Below are 18,562 nucleotides of genomic sequence, written 5' to 3' on the forward strand. Positions count from 1 at the left end.
ATAGGAAATTTGAACCATACCTCGTTGTAATATTTCAATCCTTCCGCTGCGAAATCATATAAGCTACGCCAAGTCTCAGCTCACCATAGGAAAACCCATTCCCTAACTCTTTTTTAAGTGGAGTCAGAGCAAAAGTATCCAGTTTATGAATAACCTTTTCGATCATGGCCAGTTTTCCCTGGCCTATAAAATCCAACGCATCCAATTCTCCCAACTGAACATAGTGGGCAAGATGTCCTTCCACGGTTCCTTCGGTTAGTGACCTTTCTTTGGCAATGGCTTGAATGTTTTTACCGTCTTTGTACATTTCGTAGGACACCAACTTGGTGTCTGCTTTTTCCTTTTTATCCTTGGGTAGTTTTTTCTTTTTATTGGGATTCAGGTTATCTCTCGATTCTGCAAAGTCAGGCTTTCTAATGGCATTTCTGTCAAAATCTGTTCCGTCAATAGCTGTGTTAATTAAAGATTGTGCCTTATAGATTACCTGCAATTGTCCGTAGAATAAATTGGAAAGATCAACCAGTTCCGTGTGGTATGCTTTGGCCCCTTTTACACCTTTTAGCTCAGCACATAGATCCCTGATGTTATCGTGAATGGCTTTGATCAAGGGCTCAAAGTACCCAGCTGCCCTGCTAACCCTTTCGTGCAGATGGGGAAGATAATTGGCATGTCCCGAATTAACAATACGATTTACCTCTGCCCTGAAAGAATCAGCTACTGTGCGCAATGGTTCCGATGCTTTCATCCATTCCAATGCCTTGAAATGATATTGCTGCTTGACAGAGCGCTTGGCATCCTTGGTGTAGGAAGAAACATGAAAACTTAAATCTTGCATTAAACCCGAAAAATCGAAGGCTCGCATCACAAAACTGTTAAAATACTTTCTGGATTCTTGCTGAAGAATGGGCTCCAGCTCCGCTTGCTTTTTCTTTAAAGTCGAAAATGTTTTTAAAGACGGATCCACCTGAAAACCTTCCTTGGGAACGGGAGATGTAAGTATCAGTCCATCCAGACTTCTAAGTCTTGAAAGCGCCACGTAAATCTGACCAGGTGCAAAAGCATTCTGTACATCTATTATGGCTTTATCAAAGGTCAAGCCCTGACTTTTATGCACTGTTATTGCCCAAGCCAGCTTTAAGGGGTATTGCTTAAATGTTCCTACAATACTCTCCTCAATTTCGTTAGAATCTTTATCTATGGAGTATTTCTTGTTTTCCCAGATGTAAGGTTCGGCAATAGCAGGTTCATCTCCGTTGTTAAAACTGACCTCTATTTCATCTTTGTGTAATCTGGTAATTGTTCCTATTTTACCGTTGAAATATTTTTGCTGGCCCGAATAATCGTTTTTAGTGAACATGACCTGCGCTCCCTTTTTAAATTCTAATTGAGGCTCTATAGGATAACTGTATTCTTTAAAATCGCCAATCACCTCCGCTTTAAAATAAACGGACTTCTCTTTAATGCTTTGAAGCGCCTTTAAGTTTTTGTCGTTGGCTATTCGATTATGTGTTGTCAACAATATTACACCCTCATCGCTTTTTTGTTGGTAATTGGGTTTGTAAAATTTGTTTAGCAGTTGCGCATCCGCATCTGTCATTACGTTGTTACGAAGGTTATTCAATAAGCCAATAAAAGTATTGTCGGACTGACGATATATTTTCTCCAGTTCTACGTACAGGGGTGGCATCTGCCTTAATACTTGCGAATGGAAAAAGAATGCACTCGGGTAATAAGCCCCAATAACCCTCCACTCGTCATCTTTAACCACTGGAGGCAGCTGCAACAAATCGCCGATAAACAAGACCTGAACCCCACCAAACGGTTCATCTCTTTGTCGCCGGACACTCCTTAGAATCAAATCAATAGCATCCAGCAAATCAGAACGCAACATACTTACCTCATCAATAATCAACAGCTCCATTTTCTTGAGCATATTGCGCTTGGTTTTATGCATCTGAAAAGAGCTTAACAAAGTACGAGGCGTATTTACTTGTGTATTAATAGTTTGATTTGCCAGCCCATTGTTGTCTGGCACAAAAGCACCAAAGGGTAGTTGAAAAAGCGAATGCAATGTAACACCCCCTGCATTGATGGCAGCAATTCCGGTGGGTGCAGCAACAATAACACTTTTGTGCGTATGATTTTTAATGTTTCTTAAAAAGGTGGTTTTTCCTGTACCCGCCTTACCCGTTAAAAATATATTTTGGCTGGTATTATTGATAAATTTTGCCACCAATTGTGGTAACGAATCGTACTGCTGGCTCATCTTGGATTACATTTGTTCAATTCGCAAAATAAGCAAAGATTTTGGAGAGGTCAACAGAATTTCTCAAAGAGTATGGCAGATATATACATCCATCTTTTCATTGACAGGATTGACATGCTATATTATTTCTTGTAGATCTTGTTTTAAAATCCATGTATACACAAAACTCAATCTTCAGAAAATAGAAACCACTCTTCGTTGCCCTTAAGATTTTTAAAATCGGTAGAAGCCCGAAGAATAGAGGCCAACAAATCATATTCGGGCATTTGATAGTCTAAATTATATCCCGTATTTAAAAACACCATAAAAGAATCCAGACAGGTACCCTGGTAATCGGTCAGATGCATAATGTTTTCACGGGAAACAAAATAATTAAAGCGCTTGCTTTTATACTGAATATCTTCCAATCTGTGTACCAAGTTACGTTGTTCTACTACCTTATCCTTGCCTCCCAACGAAATACCAACACCAAAAGTACCGTTTGCTGCTTTGGCATCTGACTTACCCCAGGCAACGGCTTCGGCAAAGCTATCCTGCCAGGCATCTATTTTTTCCTTCGCCTTTTCAGTGTCCGTTTTTTCCAGCTTTAAATCTTTAAAAGCCTGCTTGAAATGCGCATAGGAGTAGTATCGGACCACTTCTACCTCACCCAAAGAGTATATATTGGGGTGCACCTTTAACTCTATGGTCCCTTCCATTGAGAACCAAATACCTGGGACTACCCAAGTGGCGTCTTTGTACCCTAAACTATGAAAACGTAAAGTATCCCCAACCGTGCCTGAGATTTCAAAATATCCTTCATCATCCGACAAGGTAACCTCCCCTGTCTTTATATTTTTTACTGCTCCGTATTGCACCGCATCTTTAGAATTCGATTCATTTAAATAAACACCAAACGTTTTTTCTTCCCTATCCTGCGAAAAAGAAACAGAAACGATTAGCAACAAAGCAATTATTGATATAAAATATTTAGTTTTCATTTTAATATTATCTATTTTTTCGGGCTTGTAGCTCCGACTCAAATTTTTTCAATAAATCATGAATACGTTGCTTTACAATCATAGGATTATCTCTTGATGTCACTTTAAGATTAACATTACAATACACAATAAAGCGGTTGAGCTTTTCTCCTTCAACGTATCGTGAAACGTCCTTTATAACATCCCTATTAAAAAAAACATTTATCTTCTCCTGATCCTTGGCTTTAGATATTTCTTTGATAGCGTTTCTTTTTCTTCGTTCTTTTTTGCTGGTGTAATAATGCACATAACTAACTGGGTTAATAACCGCTGCCAACACTGGCGGCTTACTCGCGAAAGCATTACTTCGCAGCGCCATCGGTGTTTCACTTTTCTTTCGCATTTTTATGTCCTCGGGTAAGTGCAAATGTAATTCTTGCTTTGCTGGAACATCCACCGAGCGAATCATATATGTACGCCGAGCCAATTTCAACTCCATTCCTTCGCTCATTGTTTTAAACCTGGCCACTTTTACTACCCTTGCTTCGTACCCTAAACCAAATACTTTTAACGAATCTGAAGGATTAAAAACATTCCTGAAAGTACCCATCGAATCGGTAGCAAATACCTGCATGGTTTCATAACTGATGACCTGCGCGTTCTCAATGGGCCTGTCATCCGTTTTGTCAAAAACAAATAGCTTCACCCAAACTTCGTTATTCAGGCTATCTTGAGCATGTGCCCAGCAAAAAGGCAGCATCAATAAAACCAATACAGTCAAACGCATCATAAAACAGAAATCGAGCGAAAAATAGAAACAAATGGGGAACAACACATATTTATTAGACGGGATTAACAAAACTTTAACCTAATTGGATTGTTACAACAACCGTACCTATTGGTAGCATATTTTAAAACAGAAGACATATTACCTGTACATTATCATACAATAGGCACATATGATTTGCAATTAGGTTGCTTTCATTATATTTTTGCAGCAAATTATAAATTAAGTACTATCATGTTAGAACAATACAAAGAAGTTGTTGAGCAAGCCTGGGAAAACAGGGATCTATTAAGCAAGACTGAAACGCAAGACGTTATCCGCGAGTTAATGGAAATGTTGGACAAGGGCAAAATCAGGGTTGCGGAGCCAAACGGTGATGATTGGAAAGTAAATGAGTGGGTAAAGAAAGCCGTCATCCTTTATTTCCCAATTCAAAAGATGGAAACCATCGAGGCTGGCCCCATGGAATTCCACGATAAGATGGCACTTAAAAAGAACTATGCCGAACTAGGTATACGTGTGGTTCCCCATGCTGTAGCCCGTTATGGTGCTTATATTTCAAGTGGGGTTGTGCTTATGCCTTCATACGTTAACATTGGTGCATATGTTGAGGGTGGTACCATGGTAGATACCTGGGCAACTGTTGGTAGCTGTGCCCAAATCGGCAAAAACGTTCACCTTAGTGGTGGTGTAGGTATTGGTGGTGTATTGGAACCTATACAAGCCGCTCCTGTAATTATTGAGGATGACGCTTTTATTGGTTCCCGTTGTATTGTTGTTGAAGGATGTAGAGTAGGAAAAGAGGCCGTATTAGGTGCCAATGTAGTACTGACTGGTTCTACCAAAATCATTGATGTCACCGGTGACGAGCCTGTGGAATACAAAGGTTACGTTCCTCCACGCTCGGTAGTTATACCTGGAAGCTATACCAAGAAATTCCCGGCTGGAGATTTCCAGGTACCTGCTGCACTTATCATAGGAAAGCGCAAGGAATCGACGGACAAGAAGACTTCGTTGAATGATGCCCTGCGTGAGAACAACGTAGCAGTCTAAATCTTTTTGCAATAAAGCGTCAAATACAGCGTTACGCTTGCCAGAAAATACTCATTTACACATGTTAAACTACGTTTTTTCTGGCTTCATAAGCCTTGTCTTTAACACTTTATTATCAAAGAAATCAGTGCATCTTATACAAAAAGAAAATTGGTCAATGGTCATTAGTCAATAGGTACTAATGACCATTAACCAATATACTAATGACCCATTTATGCAAGACGATATCAAAAAAGCCGTTGAGGTTTTACAACAGGGTGGATTGATACTTTATCCTACCGACACGATCTGGGGTATCGGTTGTGATGCCTCCAATGCAGAGGCTGTTAAAAAAGTGTACGAACTCAAAAAGCGCGAAGACAGCAAAAGCATGTTGGTATTGTTGGATAACGATGCCAGGCTGAATTCGTATGTAACTGAAGTTCCGGAGATCGCATGGGATTTGATTGAATTAAGCACCAAACCTATTACCGTTATCTACCCCAATGCCAAAAACCTGGCCGCTAACTTATTGGCAGAAGATAAAAGTGTAGGGATAAGAATCACCAAGGAAGAGTTCTCAAAGAAATTGTGCGAAAGATTTAAAAAACCCATTGTTTCAACTTCAGCAAATATTAGTGGGGAACCTTCGCCTAAGCATTTTGGTGAGATTTCTGACGATGTTAAAAATGGGGTTGACTACATTGTTGAGTTCAGGCAGGATGAAACCAACAATCCTGCTCCATCAAGCATTGTAAAACTTGAAGTGGATGGTCAGGTAAGAATTATTAGGGAATAAAAAAACACCAAGGCACTAAAAAACACGAAGGATTACTATTCAATGAGCACAGAAAATATAGAATTCCACCACAAAGATCCGGTTCAAATCCGTTTTAATGATATTGACGGCCTGGGGCATGTAAATAACGCTACCGTTCAGGAATACTTTGATTTAGGTCGATTAGGCTATTTTAATAAAGTATTTGACAACCATGTAAACTGGAATGAATTTGGTGCTGTAGTAGCTTCTATCAAAACAGATTTTTTAGCGCCCATATTCTTAAATGAGACGTTGTTTGTAAAAACCAAGATAAAAATGATTGGTGACAAAAGTATGCAACTGGTACAGCATATTGTTGACAAGAAGGGTACCATAAAAGCCACATGCAGTTCGGTTATGGTGGGCTATGACCCTAAAACTCATACCTCCAGGGTTATACCGGAAACTTGGAGACTAAGTATTGCGAAAGTTGAGGGGTGGTAAAACCATGCCCTACTTTTTAATCCTTCCGGGGTTTTTGCCGATGAATTCTTTCCAGCTTTTAACCGACTTCCCGGTCTTTAGATTCTGATTCTGGAAGAAATGGCAAAGTGCCGCAGCAACACCATCGGTGGCATCGAGATACTTAGGCTCTGATTCTATTTTAAGATAGCGCGAAAGGAAATTAGCCACCTGCTCTTTACTTGCGCCACCATTGCCGGTAATAGCCTGTTTGATTTTTAGAGGGGCATATTCAAATACGGGAAGGTCGCGGGAAAGGGCGGCCGCCATAGCCACCCCTTGTGCACGCCCAAGCTTAAGCATGGATTGCACATTTTTACCGAAAAAAGGGGCTTCTATCGCCAGTTCGTCGGGATGGTAATTATCACAAAGCCGGATAATTGTTTCGTATATTTTTTTGAGTTTGATATAATGGTTGTCGTATTTTTGCAGTTCCAGGACGCCCATTGAAACCAACGTGGCTTTATTACCCAGCACCTTTAGAACGCCATAGCCCATCACCGTTGTACCGGGATCAACACCTAATATAATGCGTTCTTTGACCACTCAATTAACTATAAAGATTTTAATATAGTGCTGAAATATAAAGCATCCTGCCCAAATTCCGAGCTCATTTGTCCAAGTACGACAAGGGATTGTTTGTTAATAGCCTCCAGATCCGACGGTGTCGCCACCTTACATTGCACAGAAACAGTTCGCTCCTCTTTTTTTTCGGCTGCCATCACTTCATAAATCCCTATCTCACTCATAGGAATCAGGTTCTTGATCAATGGCTTGTAGGTGTCCCTGACCCACTTATCCCACATTTCGAATTTGCTTATGTTGATTACAAAAGTTGTGTTGAATATAAACATATAATTCATTCAATTAAGGAATGTTGCCCCTGCCGTCCAGGCAGGGAACAAAAATAAAATTGTCTACTATTTTATGTTATCAAACCCACAATACGGAACCAATACATCTGGTATTTTAATTCCTTCAGGAGTTTGGTTGTTTTCAAGAATAGCAGCCACAATACGAGGTAATGCCAAAGCACTTCCGTTTAAGGTATGCGCCAATTCCGGCTTTTTCATGTCTTTGCCCTTATATCTGCATTTTAAACGATTGGCCTGATAACTTTCAAAATTGGATACCGAACTAACCTCTAACCAGCGTTCTTGAGCCGCCGAATATACTTCAAAATCAAATGTTAATGCCGACGTAAAGCTGATATCGCCACCACACAAACGCAAAATACGGTAGGGTAATCCTAGTTTGTTCACCAATCCTTCAACATGAGCTACCATATTATTTAATGCTTCATACGATTTTTCGGGATGGGAGATTTGCACGATCTCCACCTTATCGAACTGGTGCAGGCGGTTTAATCCGCGGACATGTGCGCCCCATGAACCAGCCTCGCGGCGAAAACATGGCGTGTAGGCCATATTTTTAATGGGCAAATCCTCTTCTTTCACAACCTCATCGCGATAAATATTGGTAACCGGAACCTCCGCCGTTGGTATTAGATACAAATTATCGGCCGTAGCATGATACATCATACCTTCTTTGTCGGGTAACTGACCAGTACCAAAACCCGAATCTTCGTTCACAACAATCGGAGGCAGCACTTCCAAATAACCTGCCTTTTCACCTTCATCTAAAAAGAAACTGATTAATGCGCGTTGCAACCGGGCGCCCTTACCTTTATATACGGGAAAACCTGCCCCTGTGATCTTAGTACCCAGCTTGAAATCTATAATATCATATTTCTCGATCAACTCCCAGTGCGGAAGTTTCTCGCCTACAATTTCTTTTATTACACCGCCTTCTTTCACCATCTCGTTATCCTCATCGCTATTTCCCTGAGGTACGGATGGATGCGGAACATTTGGAAGCTTAACCAACTCAATATCTAAAGCAGCCGTTGTATCATTCAACTGGCTGTTTAATTCCTTGATGGCTTCTTTTAGATTGGCTGTTTTTGATTTTGCCTCATTTGCTTCCTGCGCCTTCCCCTGCTTAAACAACATCCCAATCTCTTTGGATAAGGTGTTCATTTCGGCCTGTTTTTGATCAACCGCACTTTGGGTAGCCTTACGGTTATCGTCAAGTTCAACGATAGATTCAACTATCTGGGCAGCATCAAAGCGCTTTATTTTAAGACGATTTATCACTTCGTCCTTGTTCTCGCGGATAAATTTAAGCGTAAGCATTATATTTCGTGTATTCTGGTTTGTTAGTCTACGGATAAAAAAAATCTCCTGAATCCGTTACGAAAGTAACAAAAACAGGAGACTCTTAAAATCATTACAAATCTTTTTTATTCAGCAGCAAAAGGCTCAACTGAAACATAAGATCTGTCGTTTCTTTTTTTACGGAATGTTACTGTTCCATCAATAAGTGCAAATAAAGTATGGTCTTTTCCCATACCTACATTGTCACCTGGGTGATGCTGAGTGCCTCTTTGGCGAACGATGATGTTACCGGCTCTGGCAGACTGGCCACCAAAAATTTTAACACCTAAACGTTTACTTTCGGACTCCCTACCGTTTTTCGAACTACCGACTCCTTTTTTATGTGCCATCTTATTCTAATTTTTTATTATCCAACTAAAATGTCTTCAATTTGAATTTGAGAAAATTGTTGACGGTGACCGTTTTTCTTCTTGTAACCTTTTCTTCTTTTCTTTTTGAAAACGATTACCTTATCACCTTTAACGTGTGTAAGTACCTTAGCGGTAACTTTAGCCCCCTCTACAACTGGTGCTCCTACCTGAACAGTTCCATCGTTGTCGATTAGCATCACTTTTTCAAATTCAACAGCAGCTCCTTCTTCTTGAGCCAGACGGTGTACATAAATCTTGCTGTCTTTTTCTACTTTAAATTGCTGTCCTGCAATATCTACAATCGCGTACATCACAAATTGTTTAAAAATTTAATCCAGGAGGCGGGCTTCTCTCTCATAATCAGCCACTTTACCATGCCCCACAAGAAACATTGGAGTGCAAAAGTACACATTAATTTTATTCCTGCAAAAATATTTTATTTAAAAGCATGAATTTCAATACGATTAGTTAATAGTTGATTGGCCAATAGCGCTTAAAATTACCTAATTAGGCTATACTAAAACTGATAATGCTGTAAGTATCATTAGTCGATACATTCGCTTTCGTGTTAAAACATACAAGACTGCATAATAACAAATGAGATATTTCTTTTAACCCGGATTATGCATTAGAACTTCGTCGTGAACATTGAAAGTGCAATAAAACAAGGCTTTACTGAAACGAGGCATCGCATCGTTATGGTGAGTTGAAGCGAAGCAGCGGAGTGTCTTGTTTTGAAAACAATTTCAATGTGTAATAGATTTTCTAATGCATATTGCGGGTTTAATTGACTATACCATTATCCATGTTACAAAAAGTTAGTTGTCCCAAAATCACAATCCACTTTTGACTACTGACCAATATGCTTTGTTGAACTGCTGATATAAGTTCGAACTTTGTTAAAAACATTTTGTTATATTTGTTTTAATATTATAAACATTACGTGTCTTCGCTATATCGAAGTTAGTCTATGAGCAAAAAGAAAATTAAACTAAATATACTTGGCTTGTCCTATAGCCAAACCCAATCGGGAGCGTATGCTTTGGTTTTGGCCGAAGAAGAAGGAGAAAGAAGAATTCCTATTATTATTGGAGGGGTAGAAGCACAATCTATTGCTATTAAATTAGAAGGACTTGAACCACCCCGTCCGCTCACCCACGATCTGTTTTTAAACTTCTCGCGTGCTTTTGGCATCGAAATTATTGAGGTAGTTATTTATAAACTGGAAGAAGGTATTTTTTACTCCGAGCTGGTTTGCAAAAAGGATGGGGAACAATTAAGAATTGACTCCAGAACTTCTGACGCGGTGGCACTGTCTTTACGCTTCAATTGTCCAATTTATACGTACGAAACAATTATCGAATCGGCGGGTATCGTGCTCGATGTTAGCAAAGACAAGGAGTTGGAGTTAGATGTTGATGAGCATGCCGCCAAAGGAGGAGAGTCAAAATATTCAAAAAAATCGTTGGACGACCTTCATAAGCTATTGGATGAGGCCATTGGTAACGAAGATTACGAAAAAGCTTCAGAAATAAGGGACGAAATTCAAAAAAGAAGTGCATCCTAACATTCAATTATAAACCTCATACATCAGGGATTCATGAGTAAAAAATTTATTCTGGTCATTGCTATGCTTTTACTGGCGGTGACACAACCCGCCTGGGCCAATTCGGTTGTTGAAACAACGCATGGCAGTGGCATATCCTTTCCAGGTGTTGCCAGGGGGGTTATTGGAATGATTGTTTTAATTGGCATAGCCTGGGTTTTCAGCACTAATAAAAAAGCAATAAACTGGAAGGTGGTTGGTATCGGGGTTTCTATTCAACTGATATTGGCCATTTCTATTTTAAACATCCCCTTTGTTCAATCCTTTTTTGAGTTTGTTAGTAGAGGTTTTGTTCAGGTATTAAACTTTACAGAAGCCGGTACTGCCTTTTTATTTAAAAGTTTTGGTTCCGGAGAAATTGAGTCTCCCCTATTGAACTTCGCCGTAACTATTCTGCCTACCATTGTATTTTTCTCTGCTTTGACAAGCCTTCTGTTTTATTTCGGTATCATTCAAAAGGTGGTATATGTTTTAGCCTTGGCAATGACCAAATTAATGCGCTTATCGGGTGCCGAGAGCCTATCCGTGGCAGGAAATATTTTTCTTGGCCAGACAGAATCCCCACTGATGATCAAAGCCTATCTCGATAAAATGAACCGTTCGGAGATGCTATTGGTAATGTCGGGAGGAATGGCTACCCTGGCAGGAGGCGTACTGGCCGTTTATATTAAAATTTTGGGCGGAGGAGACCCTGCTCAGGAGGTGATGTATGCCAAACACCTGCTGGCTGCTTCCATTATGGCGGCACCCGGTGTAGTTGTCATTTCAAAAATACTGCTTCCTCAGACAGAAAAAATTGACAACGAGGTAATTGTTGGCAAAGAGAAAATAGGTAAAAACGTACTGGATGCCATATCCAACGGAACCACAGAAGGACTAAAACTGGCTGTTAACGTAGGTGCCATGCTATTGGTATTTATTGCATTTATTGCAATGGCCAATTATATTTTCCTGAAAATAGGTCATTACTCCGGTTTAAACGAGATAATTGCGAATGGCACTAATGGTGAATATTCCGAATTGAACCTGCAATTTATCCTGGGATATCTATTTTCTCCTTTGATGTGGCTGATAGGTGTTTGCAAAGAGGATATAGACCTGGTAGGACGTGTTTTGGGCGAGAAACTGATTATGACCGAGTTTATTGGTTATGTGAGCCTGGGAGAATTGAAAGAGGCGGGAGCCTTTGCCCAACAAAAATCGGTTTACATAGCTACCTATGTACTTTGCGGCTTTGCTAATTTCGCATCCATCGGTATTCAGATAGGAGGTATTGGCGCAATAGCCCCAAGCCAGCGCGTTACATTAACTCAGTTAGGTGTTCGGGCCTTATTGGCAGGAACGTTGGCATCGCTTCTTTCTGCTACTATTGTTGGAATGATATTGGGTTAAAGACATTTAAATTTTTCTTAGCGACAGGGAGATTATTTACAACGTGCAAATATTTTCCCCGTCACTTTTTTTTGCGTACTTGTAACTTATCTTCACTCACAAGCGTCTCACCTAATATCTATCGGCATACCTTAATCATTATAATATTCAAATAGTATAACTTTCATAATCATGCAAAAACTAAAAATTTATTTTGTCGTTGCTGCTGTGCTTTTAAGTATGAACAATTGCATAATCAATGAAGTAAGCGGGCATGCGAATATAGTTATCGACCAAGCTGAAATAGACTTTGAAAACGTGGCAAGCCTTGTTGTGAACGGTTCGTTTTGTAACGTAAACATTGATAGCCACAGCTCAGACAACCTTCTTTTTAAGGGTGAAATTAAATCCAGCAAACAGCGTGATGACATTAAAATCAAGTACAAACAAAATGGCGCTAAACTAGTGGTGTGGATCGAAAGACCCAAAACGCTAAGAGGCTCTTTTAAAGGAGTACTTGATTTCAAGGTGCCCACCAACACCAATATAGATGTCGACAATTCATCGGGAAGCATGTATGTGGCCAATATCGGGCAAAGCACGATTGAACTCAAGGCAAGCTCCGGAAGCATTAGGGTCGAAAATGTTGACAGCCATCTCGAAGCTAAAACCAGCTCAGGAAGTTTAAAAATTAATAATATAAGGGGTGACCTGACTTGCATATCCTCGTCAGGCAGCCAATCCATTGTAGAGGTTGCTGGAGACGTAATCTCCAAATTATCTTCTGGAAGTATTAGCATGGAAGACATTAAAGGCAATGTTGTTAGCGAAAGCTCATCTGGCTCCCAAAGCATACAATTGGTGAAAGGAAATATAAAAGCTACAGCATCATCGGGTAGTATCCATCTTAACGATATACATGGTCATGTTAAAGCTAAGGCGAGTTCCGGCAGCATTAAACTGAACAACATCACAGGGGCGCTTGATCTTTACACTTCCAGCGGGGGACAATATGGCGAAGAGATCATGCTTACGGGCAATTCGTCGTTTAAATCTTCATCGGGCGGCATTAAAATTGGGGTATTAAACTCCGCGGATGAACTTTCTTTTGACCTAACAGCCTCTTCCGGCGGATTACAAGCAAAAGGTATCAACGGGAGAAAGGAACTAAAAATTAACAAAGGGGCCATACTGATAACGGGCGCCAGTTCATCAGGAGGACAAAAATATTATTAATCCGTTTAATCCTTGCACTTTTCCAAAGTTTTGAGCTTTAGAAAAGTTGTTATAAATCGAGATAAATGATATCTTGTGTTTACACACATACAAGTTCACATGAGCACGTTCGATTATTCCATTGCATACCACCTCACTTCCGATTTACAGGAAGACAAAAACGGCAAATATATTTGTAATTACAAAGCCGATATCAAGGTAAACAAATCGTCCGGGGACTATTTAAAAGTTGGACAGTTCAGTTTTACCATCATACTTTTGAACCAGATTCGACATGCAGGTCTTCAGCTGATAAAAATATTGGAACAACAGGAAGAATTAATTAATCCCTGCGAACAATTTGTAAAATTGGAGACCGGCGAATTTAAAAACGATTTAAAAGAAGTTATCCAGGGCAACATCTGCATTATTCACCAACTGGATTTACTTCCCGGGTTTAGGGGAAAAAATATTGGCGCCAGTGTGATTGAAGATTTTTGCTGTCGGTTCAAATCCATGTTTTCAGTACTCGCTGTTGAAGTGGAGCCATTCCAAATTACCACCATGAAGAAAAAGCGAAAAACAGGGGGTGAATTGGATGAATTTTCAAAAGCCATGAAATACGAGGATGACGTTTTTGATGAAGAAACAGCAAAATTAAAGCTGTTTTCGTTCTTCCAAAAGGTAGGTTTTAGTTACTTGAAAAAAGACTGGTTTTATATGAGCACATCGGTGACAAAACCGAAAGCGATAAATCATTAGAAAAACAAAGCCCGAAGAAATCAATCCCCGGGCTTTAATTATTTTTTAGAGCCTATTGCATCTTACCGCCAATTGAAAAATCCAGGTGGCGAGATGTTATTTAACTCCATATGTATTGTTTAGTCTGTAAGCTATAGTTTTGCCTTAATGGCTGCAGTCTCTGCTTCGAAACCTGGTTTTTCCAACAAGGCAAACATATTCTTTTTGTATGCCTCCACTCCTGGCTGGTCGAATGGGTTAACATTTAAAATATAACCGCTGATACCACAAGCTATCTCAAAGAAATACAACAATTGACCCAGGTAATACTCGTTCAATTCCGGAATTTCAATCTTGATATTTGGCACGCCACCGTCAACATGCGCCAATAGCGTACCTAGTTCAGCCATCTTATTCACGTCATCCACACGTTTACCTGCCAGGAAATTTAAACCATCCAGATCGGCCTCATCCGTTGGGACCGTAACCGTTTTATTGGCATTGGTTACTGTAATAATAGTTTCAAAGATGTTACGAACACCCTCCTGAATCCACTGTCCCATCGAGTGAAGGTCAGTTGAAAAATCAACAGCTGCAGGAAAAATACCTTTATTATCTTTTCCTTCGCTTTCGCCGTACAATTGCTTCCACCACTCTGCTACAAAGTGAAGTTTAGGCTGGTAGTTCACTAAAATTTCTGTTCCCTTTCCGTTTTTGTATAGCTCGTTACGTACGGCAGCATAGGTGGCTGCAGCACTGTTTTCTGCTTCGTCTGCCGTAATTTTTTCCATATCCTGTGCTCCCTTAACCAAACCACGAATATCGATGCCGGCCACGGCTATAGGCAATAAACCCACTGGTGTCAGCACAGAAAAACGACCTCCCACATCATCTGGAATAACGTAAGTCTTATATCCTTTTTGATCTGCCAAAGTTCTTAATGCACCTTTTTTAGCGTCGGTGATGGCCACAATACGATCTTTCGCCTCTTCTGCCGAATATTTGCTTTCCAGCAAATCTTTTAACAATCGAAAAGCCAATGCTGGTTCAGTGGTAGTTCCTGACTTGGAGATGACTACCAAAGCAAAAGATTTATCCTTTAAAAGGTCTAACAATTCAGCGGTATAATCTTCGCCTATATTTTGACCAGCGTAAACTACCACAGGATTTTTCCTGTCTGTAATTAACTGATCGAAACTGTTTGACATAGCGTCAATAACCGCTCTGGCCCCCAGGTAACTTCCGCCAATACCGATGACAACAACAACATCAGCTTTTGATTTCAAGCTGGCTGCAGTCGCTTCAATATCGGCTAATTGACCATCGTCAATGCTGGATGGAAGGTTTACCCATCCAAGGAAATCGCTTCCTTTCCCTGTTTTTTCGTATAAAGATTTAAGGTGAGAGGCAATCTCGTTCTTGTATCCGCTCACTTTCTCTTCTGAAATAAAATCGAAAGTTCTTGAGATATCAATTTTTAAATTTTCCATGGTGAAATTGATTTTTATGAATAAGGACTATATTTTAACGTAAGTTCTCAGTGAGCAAACGTATTTCGATGGATGGTGAAATACGCTCGTAGATTATATTGTAAACCGCATCAGTAATCGGCATGTTCACTTTATATTTTTCATTGATCTCTTTAATGCTTTTAACCGCATAGTAACCCTCAGCAATCATTAACATCTCCATTTGCGCATATTTAACCGAGTAGCCCTTTCCAATCATAGTTCCAAAGGTCCGGTTGCGGCTAAATTGCGAATATCCCGTCACCAACAAGTCGCCCAAATAGGCCGAACTTTTTATGTCACGGGTAATTGGATGCACCGTGTCCACAAATCGCTTGATCTCCTGAATTCCATTCGACATCAATACCGCCTGAAAGTTATCGCCATATCCCATTCCATGACAAATACCCGAGGCCACCGCCATAATATTTTTTAAAACGGCAGCAAATTCAGTCCCGTAAATATCGTCCGAAATAGAAGTCTTGATGTAACTGCAGTTTAAAAAAGAAGCAAATGCCCGGGCCTTTTTTACGTCCTGGCAGGCAATAGTCAAATACGAGAGTCGTTCTAACGCAACCTCCTCGGCATGACAGGGACCGGAAATCACCCCGATGCTATCCAATGGCACATCATAAAACTTGTTCAAAAACGTACCCACAATCATATTTTCTTCAGAAACCAAACCTTTAACCGCGGACACCATAAACTTATCCTTTATCGGCACCGATAATTCGCTTAAGGTATTTTTTAAAAAGGCTGACGGAATTGCAATAATAAGCACATCGCTCTCTTCTACAATATGGTTAATATCAGAGTAGAAATGTATTTTGTCTGTCTCAAAATCAACGCTAGTAAGGTAATTGGGGTTATGTCCAAACTTCCTGAACTTTTTTATATGTTTAGAATTTCGAAAATACCAATTAAATTCCAGTACATTGTTGGTGAGCATCTTGGCCAATGCCGTAGCCCAACTCCCACTACCAATTATACCAATTCTAGATGATTCGTCCATAAGATGTGATTATTCACTGCTTAAAATTAAGTTTTCCGATTAACACCCTACCCCCATATTCTTCCAGAAAAAGTAAAAACATTAGGCGTAAGGTACGAAAGCAAAATTTTTAATCCATTGGTTTTTAAAATGTAAGATTTTGATTGTTATTTAATTCAAAATATGTATTAATATTTTGCCGACTAACTTATTATAAGTCAAAAACCTGTTTGGTTTTGGCTTGTGTAAGTTAGGCTAACCAAGCCTTTACTTCATCTTGTGAAGGATTTTTATATCCTAACTTGTTCTTTTTATTGTAACCACACATATCCTGATGTAGCTTGGTAGGTTTCACCTCTTTAACTTCTTCAATTTTTTTATATCCCAGCTTAATGATAATCTCTGCCCATTCCTGGGGAACTCCAATTTCCGAGTATTTTTCAACACCATCTGCCTCTACCTTTTTCTCCGGACGCATCTGTGGAAATAACAGCACCTCCTGAATAGATTGTTGATTTGTCATCAACATGGCCAACCGGTCTACACCAATACCCATACCTGAGGTTGGCGGCATACCATATTCCAGCGAACGCACAAAGTCCATATCAATAAACATGGCCTCGTCATCTCCTTTTTCGGATAGTTTCAACTGGTCCTGGAAACGATCTAACTGATCGATTGGATCATTTAACTCCGAGTAAGCATTCGCAAGCTCTTTCCCGTTTACCATCAACTCAAATCGTTCTGTCAGCTCCGGGTTTTCGCGGTGCTTTTTGCAAAGTGGCGACATCTCCACAGGATAATCGGTTATAAAGGTAGGTTGAATATAACTACCTTCACACTTCTCTCCAAAAATCTCATCAATCAATTTTCCTTTTCCCATTGAAGGATCTGTCTCCACACCCAAATCCTCGCACACTGCCAAAAGCTGCTCTTCATTCATTCCGTTAATATCCACCCCGGTATGTTCTTTAATGGAGTCAATCATCGAAATGCGTTTGAAAGGACGCTTGAAATCAATTATGTTTTCGCCCACCTGTACCTTCGTTGTTCCATGCAAGGCAATTGCAACCCTTTCCACCATTTCTTCGGTGAAATTCATCATCCACTTATAATCTTTATAAGCCACATATATTTCCATTACCGTAAACTCGGGATTGTGTGTTCTGTCCATCCCTTCGTTTCGAAAATCTTTGGCAAACTCATAAACTCCGTCAAATCCGCCTACAATTAACCTTTTTAGATATAGTTCATTGGCTATACGCAAATACAACGGGATGTTTAAGGCATTATGATGGGTAATAAACGGACGGGCAGCGGCCCCTCCGGGTATTGCTTGCAAAATTGGTGTTTCCACTTCAAGATAGCCCTTCTCGTTAAAGAAATCACGCATCGTGTTGATGATCTTGGTTCTTTTAAGGAAAGTATCTTTTACCTGATCGTTTACTATCAAATCGACATAACGTTGTCGGTAACGCGTTTCAGGATCGGTAAATGCATCGTATGTTTTACCATCCTTTTCTTTTACAATGGGAAGCGGTTTTAACGACTTTGTTAATACCTTAAATTCTTTTACATAAACGGATGTTTCGCCCATTTGTGTTTTAAAAACATAACCGCGCACGCCTACAATGTCACCAATATCCAACAATTTTTTAAATACGGTGTTGTACATGGTTTTGTCCTCTCCCTCGCATATATCATCGCGACGGAAATATAATTGCATGCGGCCTTGTTTATCTTTGATTTCAGCAAACGAAGCATTACCCATAATCCTACGACTCATGATTCTTCCGGCCATAGTAATATCCTTCAATCCCTCCTCGTCTTCCTCAAACTGTTTCTTAACATCTTCTGAGTAATGTGTAATTTCGAATTCTTCAGCGGGAAAAGCATTTATCCCCAATTTGTTTAATTCTTCCAGACTATTACGTCTGATAATTTCTTGTTCGCTTAGTTCAACGGCACTCATACCAATTTATTATCTATTAAAATATTTAAGTTTTCTCACTGCAATCACAATGCTTCACAAACACAAAATCAGCAAGATAGCATATAGTATCCTTCTTTAAAATTATAGAAAAATCGATGCAAAGATAATCATTACGGGTTAATATTGAAGCCATAAAACCACATAGGCTTTGAACTTTATCCCAATTTTTTCATTATATAATGAATAATCCGCCATCAAAGGTGACGAAAGGTATGAATATCAAA

Annotated in this window: 18 protein-coding genes; 7 read left to right on the top strand and 11 right to left on the bottom strand. The window is 39.7% G+C overall.

The window, feature by feature from the left end:
* Positions 1-34 precede the first annotated feature (34 nt).
* The 3 genes from ACRD64_RS08485 to ACRD64_RS08495 form a co-directional block, all read right to left on the bottom strand.
* The gene (locus ACRD64_RS08485) at positions 35-2,266 is read right to left on the bottom strand and encodes a helix-turn-helix domain-containing protein (RefSeq protein ID WP_430932877.1); all 2,232 of its coding nucleotides are present in this window, start codon (positions 2,264-2,266) and stop codon (positions 35-37) included.
* A 167-nt stretch (positions 2,267-2,433) separates the two neighbouring features.
* Entirely contained in the window at positions 2,434-3,246 is an 813-nt protein-coding gene (locus tag ACRD64_RS08490) for a hypothetical protein (RefSeq protein ID WP_430932878.1), read from the bottom strand.
* A gap of 7 nt (positions 3,247-3,253) precedes the next feature.
* On the bottom strand, positions 3,254-4,015 hold the full coding sequence (locus ACRD64_RS08495; protein ID WP_430932879.1) for a hypothetical protein: 762 nt from the start codon (positions 4,013-4,015) through the stop codon (positions 3,254-3,256).
* A 231-nt stretch (positions 4,016-4,246) separates the two neighbouring features.
* Here ACRD64_RS08495 and ACRD64_RS08500 point away from each other — a divergent pair, with 231 nt between their 5' ends.
* The 3 genes from ACRD64_RS08500 to ACRD64_RS08510 all read left to right on the top strand — a co-directional run bounded on the left by ACRD64_RS08500 (position 4,247) and on the right by ACRD64_RS08510 (position 6,308).
* A complete protein-coding gene (locus tag ACRD64_RS08500) occupies positions 4,247-5,065 on the top strand; it encodes a 2,3,4,5-tetrahydropyridine-2,6-dicarboxylate N-succinyltransferase (RefSeq protein ID WP_430932880.1) in 819 nt (272 codons plus the stop codon).
* Between the two features lie 214 nt (positions 5,066-5,279).
* Positions 5,280-5,843 (top strand): L-threonylcarbamoyladenylate synthase, encoded by a 564-nt coding sequence (locus ACRD64_RS08505; protein ID WP_430932881.1) that lies wholly within the window; start codon positions 5,280-5,282, stop codon positions 5,841-5,843.
* 42 nt (positions 5,844-5,885) lie between these two features.
* Positions 5,886-6,308 (top strand): acyl-CoA thioesterase, encoded by a 423-nt coding sequence (locus ACRD64_RS08510; protein ID WP_430932882.1) that lies wholly within the window; start codon positions 5,886-5,888, stop codon positions 6,306-6,308.
* A 9-nt stretch (positions 6,309-6,317) separates the two neighbouring features.
* Here ACRD64_RS08510 and ruvC read toward each other — a convergent pair whose 3' ends face one another.
* From ruvC to rplU, 5 genes are all read right to left on the bottom strand, one after another.
* On the bottom strand, positions 6,318-6,872 hold the full coding sequence (ruvC, locus tag ACRD64_RS08515) for a crossover junction endodeoxyribonuclease RuvC (RefSeq protein ID WP_430932883.1): 555 nt from the start codon (positions 6,870-6,872) through the stop codon (positions 6,318-6,320).
* 8 nt (positions 6,873-6,880) lie between these two features.
* On the bottom strand, positions 6,881-7,189 hold the full coding sequence (locus tag ACRD64_RS08520) for a DUF4286 family protein (RefSeq protein WP_430932884.1): 309 nt from the start codon (positions 7,187-7,189) through the stop codon (positions 6,881-6,883).
* Positions 7,190-7,246: 57 nt separating this feature from the next.
* The gene (gene serS / locus ACRD64_RS08525) at positions 7,247-8,521 is read right to left on the bottom strand and encodes a serine--tRNA ligase (protein ID WP_430932885.1); all 1,275 of its coding nucleotides are present in this window, start codon (positions 8,519-8,521) and stop codon (positions 7,247-7,249) included.
* 107 nt (positions 8,522-8,628) lie between these two features.
* The gene (gene rpmA / locus ACRD64_RS08530; RefSeq protein WP_430932886.1) at positions 8,629-8,892 is read right to left on the bottom strand and encodes a 50S ribosomal protein L27; all 264 of its coding nucleotides are present in this window, start codon (positions 8,890-8,892) and stop codon (positions 8,629-8,631) included.
* Positions 8,893-8,909: 17 nt separating this feature from the next.
* On the bottom strand, positions 8,910-9,224 hold the full coding sequence (gene rplU, locus ACRD64_RS08535) for a 50S ribosomal protein L21 (protein WP_430932888.1): 315 nt from the start codon (positions 9,222-9,224) through the stop codon (positions 8,910-8,912).
* Between the two features lie 659 nt (positions 9,225-9,883).
* On the opposite strand from rplU, the gene ACRD64_RS08540 reads away from it, so the two are divergent.
* The 4 genes from ACRD64_RS08540 to ACRD64_RS08555 all read left to right on the top strand — a co-directional run bounded on the left by ACRD64_RS08540 (position 9,884) and on the right by ACRD64_RS08555 (position 13,867).
* Entirely contained in the window at positions 9,884-10,480 is a 597-nt protein-coding gene (locus ACRD64_RS08540; protein WP_430932889.1) for a bifunctional nuclease domain-containing protein, read from the top strand.
* A 33-nt stretch (positions 10,481-10,513) separates the two neighbouring features.
* Positions 10,514-11,911, top strand: coding sequence for a NupC/NupG family nucleoside CNT transporter (locus ACRD64_RS08545; protein ID WP_430932890.1), 1,398 nt, complete (start codon positions 10,514-10,516; stop codon positions 11,909-11,911).
* A 171-nt stretch (positions 11,912-12,082) separates the two neighbouring features.
* Positions 12,083-13,126 (top strand): DUF4097 family beta strand repeat-containing protein, encoded by a 1,044-nt coding sequence (locus tag ACRD64_RS08550; protein WP_430932891.1) that lies wholly within the window; start codon positions 12,083-12,085, stop codon positions 13,124-13,126.
* Positions 13,127-13,225: 99 nt separating this feature from the next.
* Entirely contained in the window at positions 13,226-13,867 is a 642-nt protein-coding gene (locus tag ACRD64_RS08555) for a hypothetical protein (RefSeq protein ID WP_430932892.1), read from the top strand.
* Positions 13,868-13,998: 131 nt separating this feature from the next.
* Here the strand turns inward: ACRD64_RS08555 and ACRD64_RS08560 are convergent, their stop codons facing one another.
* From ACRD64_RS08560 to lysS, 3 genes are all read right to left on the bottom strand, one after another.
* Positions 13,999-15,336 carry a glucose-6-phosphate isomerase gene (locus ACRD64_RS08560; protein WP_430932893.1) on the bottom strand — a complete coding sequence of 446 codons (1,338 nt, stop codon included), beginning with the start codon at positions 15,334-15,336 and terminating at the stop codon, positions 13,999-14,001.
* Positions 15,337-15,370: 34 nt separating this feature from the next.
* The gene (locus tag ACRD64_RS08565; protein WP_430932894.1) at positions 15,371-16,366 is read right to left on the bottom strand and encodes an NAD(P)H-dependent glycerol-3-phosphate dehydrogenase; all 996 of its coding nucleotides are present in this window, start codon (positions 16,364-16,366) and stop codon (positions 15,371-15,373) included.
* 229 nt (positions 16,367-16,595) lie between these two features.
* A complete protein-coding gene (gene lysS, locus ACRD64_RS08570; protein WP_430932895.1) occupies positions 16,596-18,317 on the bottom strand; it encodes a lysine--tRNA ligase in 1,722 nt (573 codons plus the stop codon).
* Between the last annotated feature and the right edge of the window lie 245 nt (positions 18,318-18,562).

Origin of the sequence: Saccharicrinis sp. 156, from assembly GCF_050589685.1 — a bacterium.
Lineage (GTDB): Bacteria > Bacteroidota > Bacteroidia > Bacteroidales > Marinilabiliaceae > Saccharicrinis.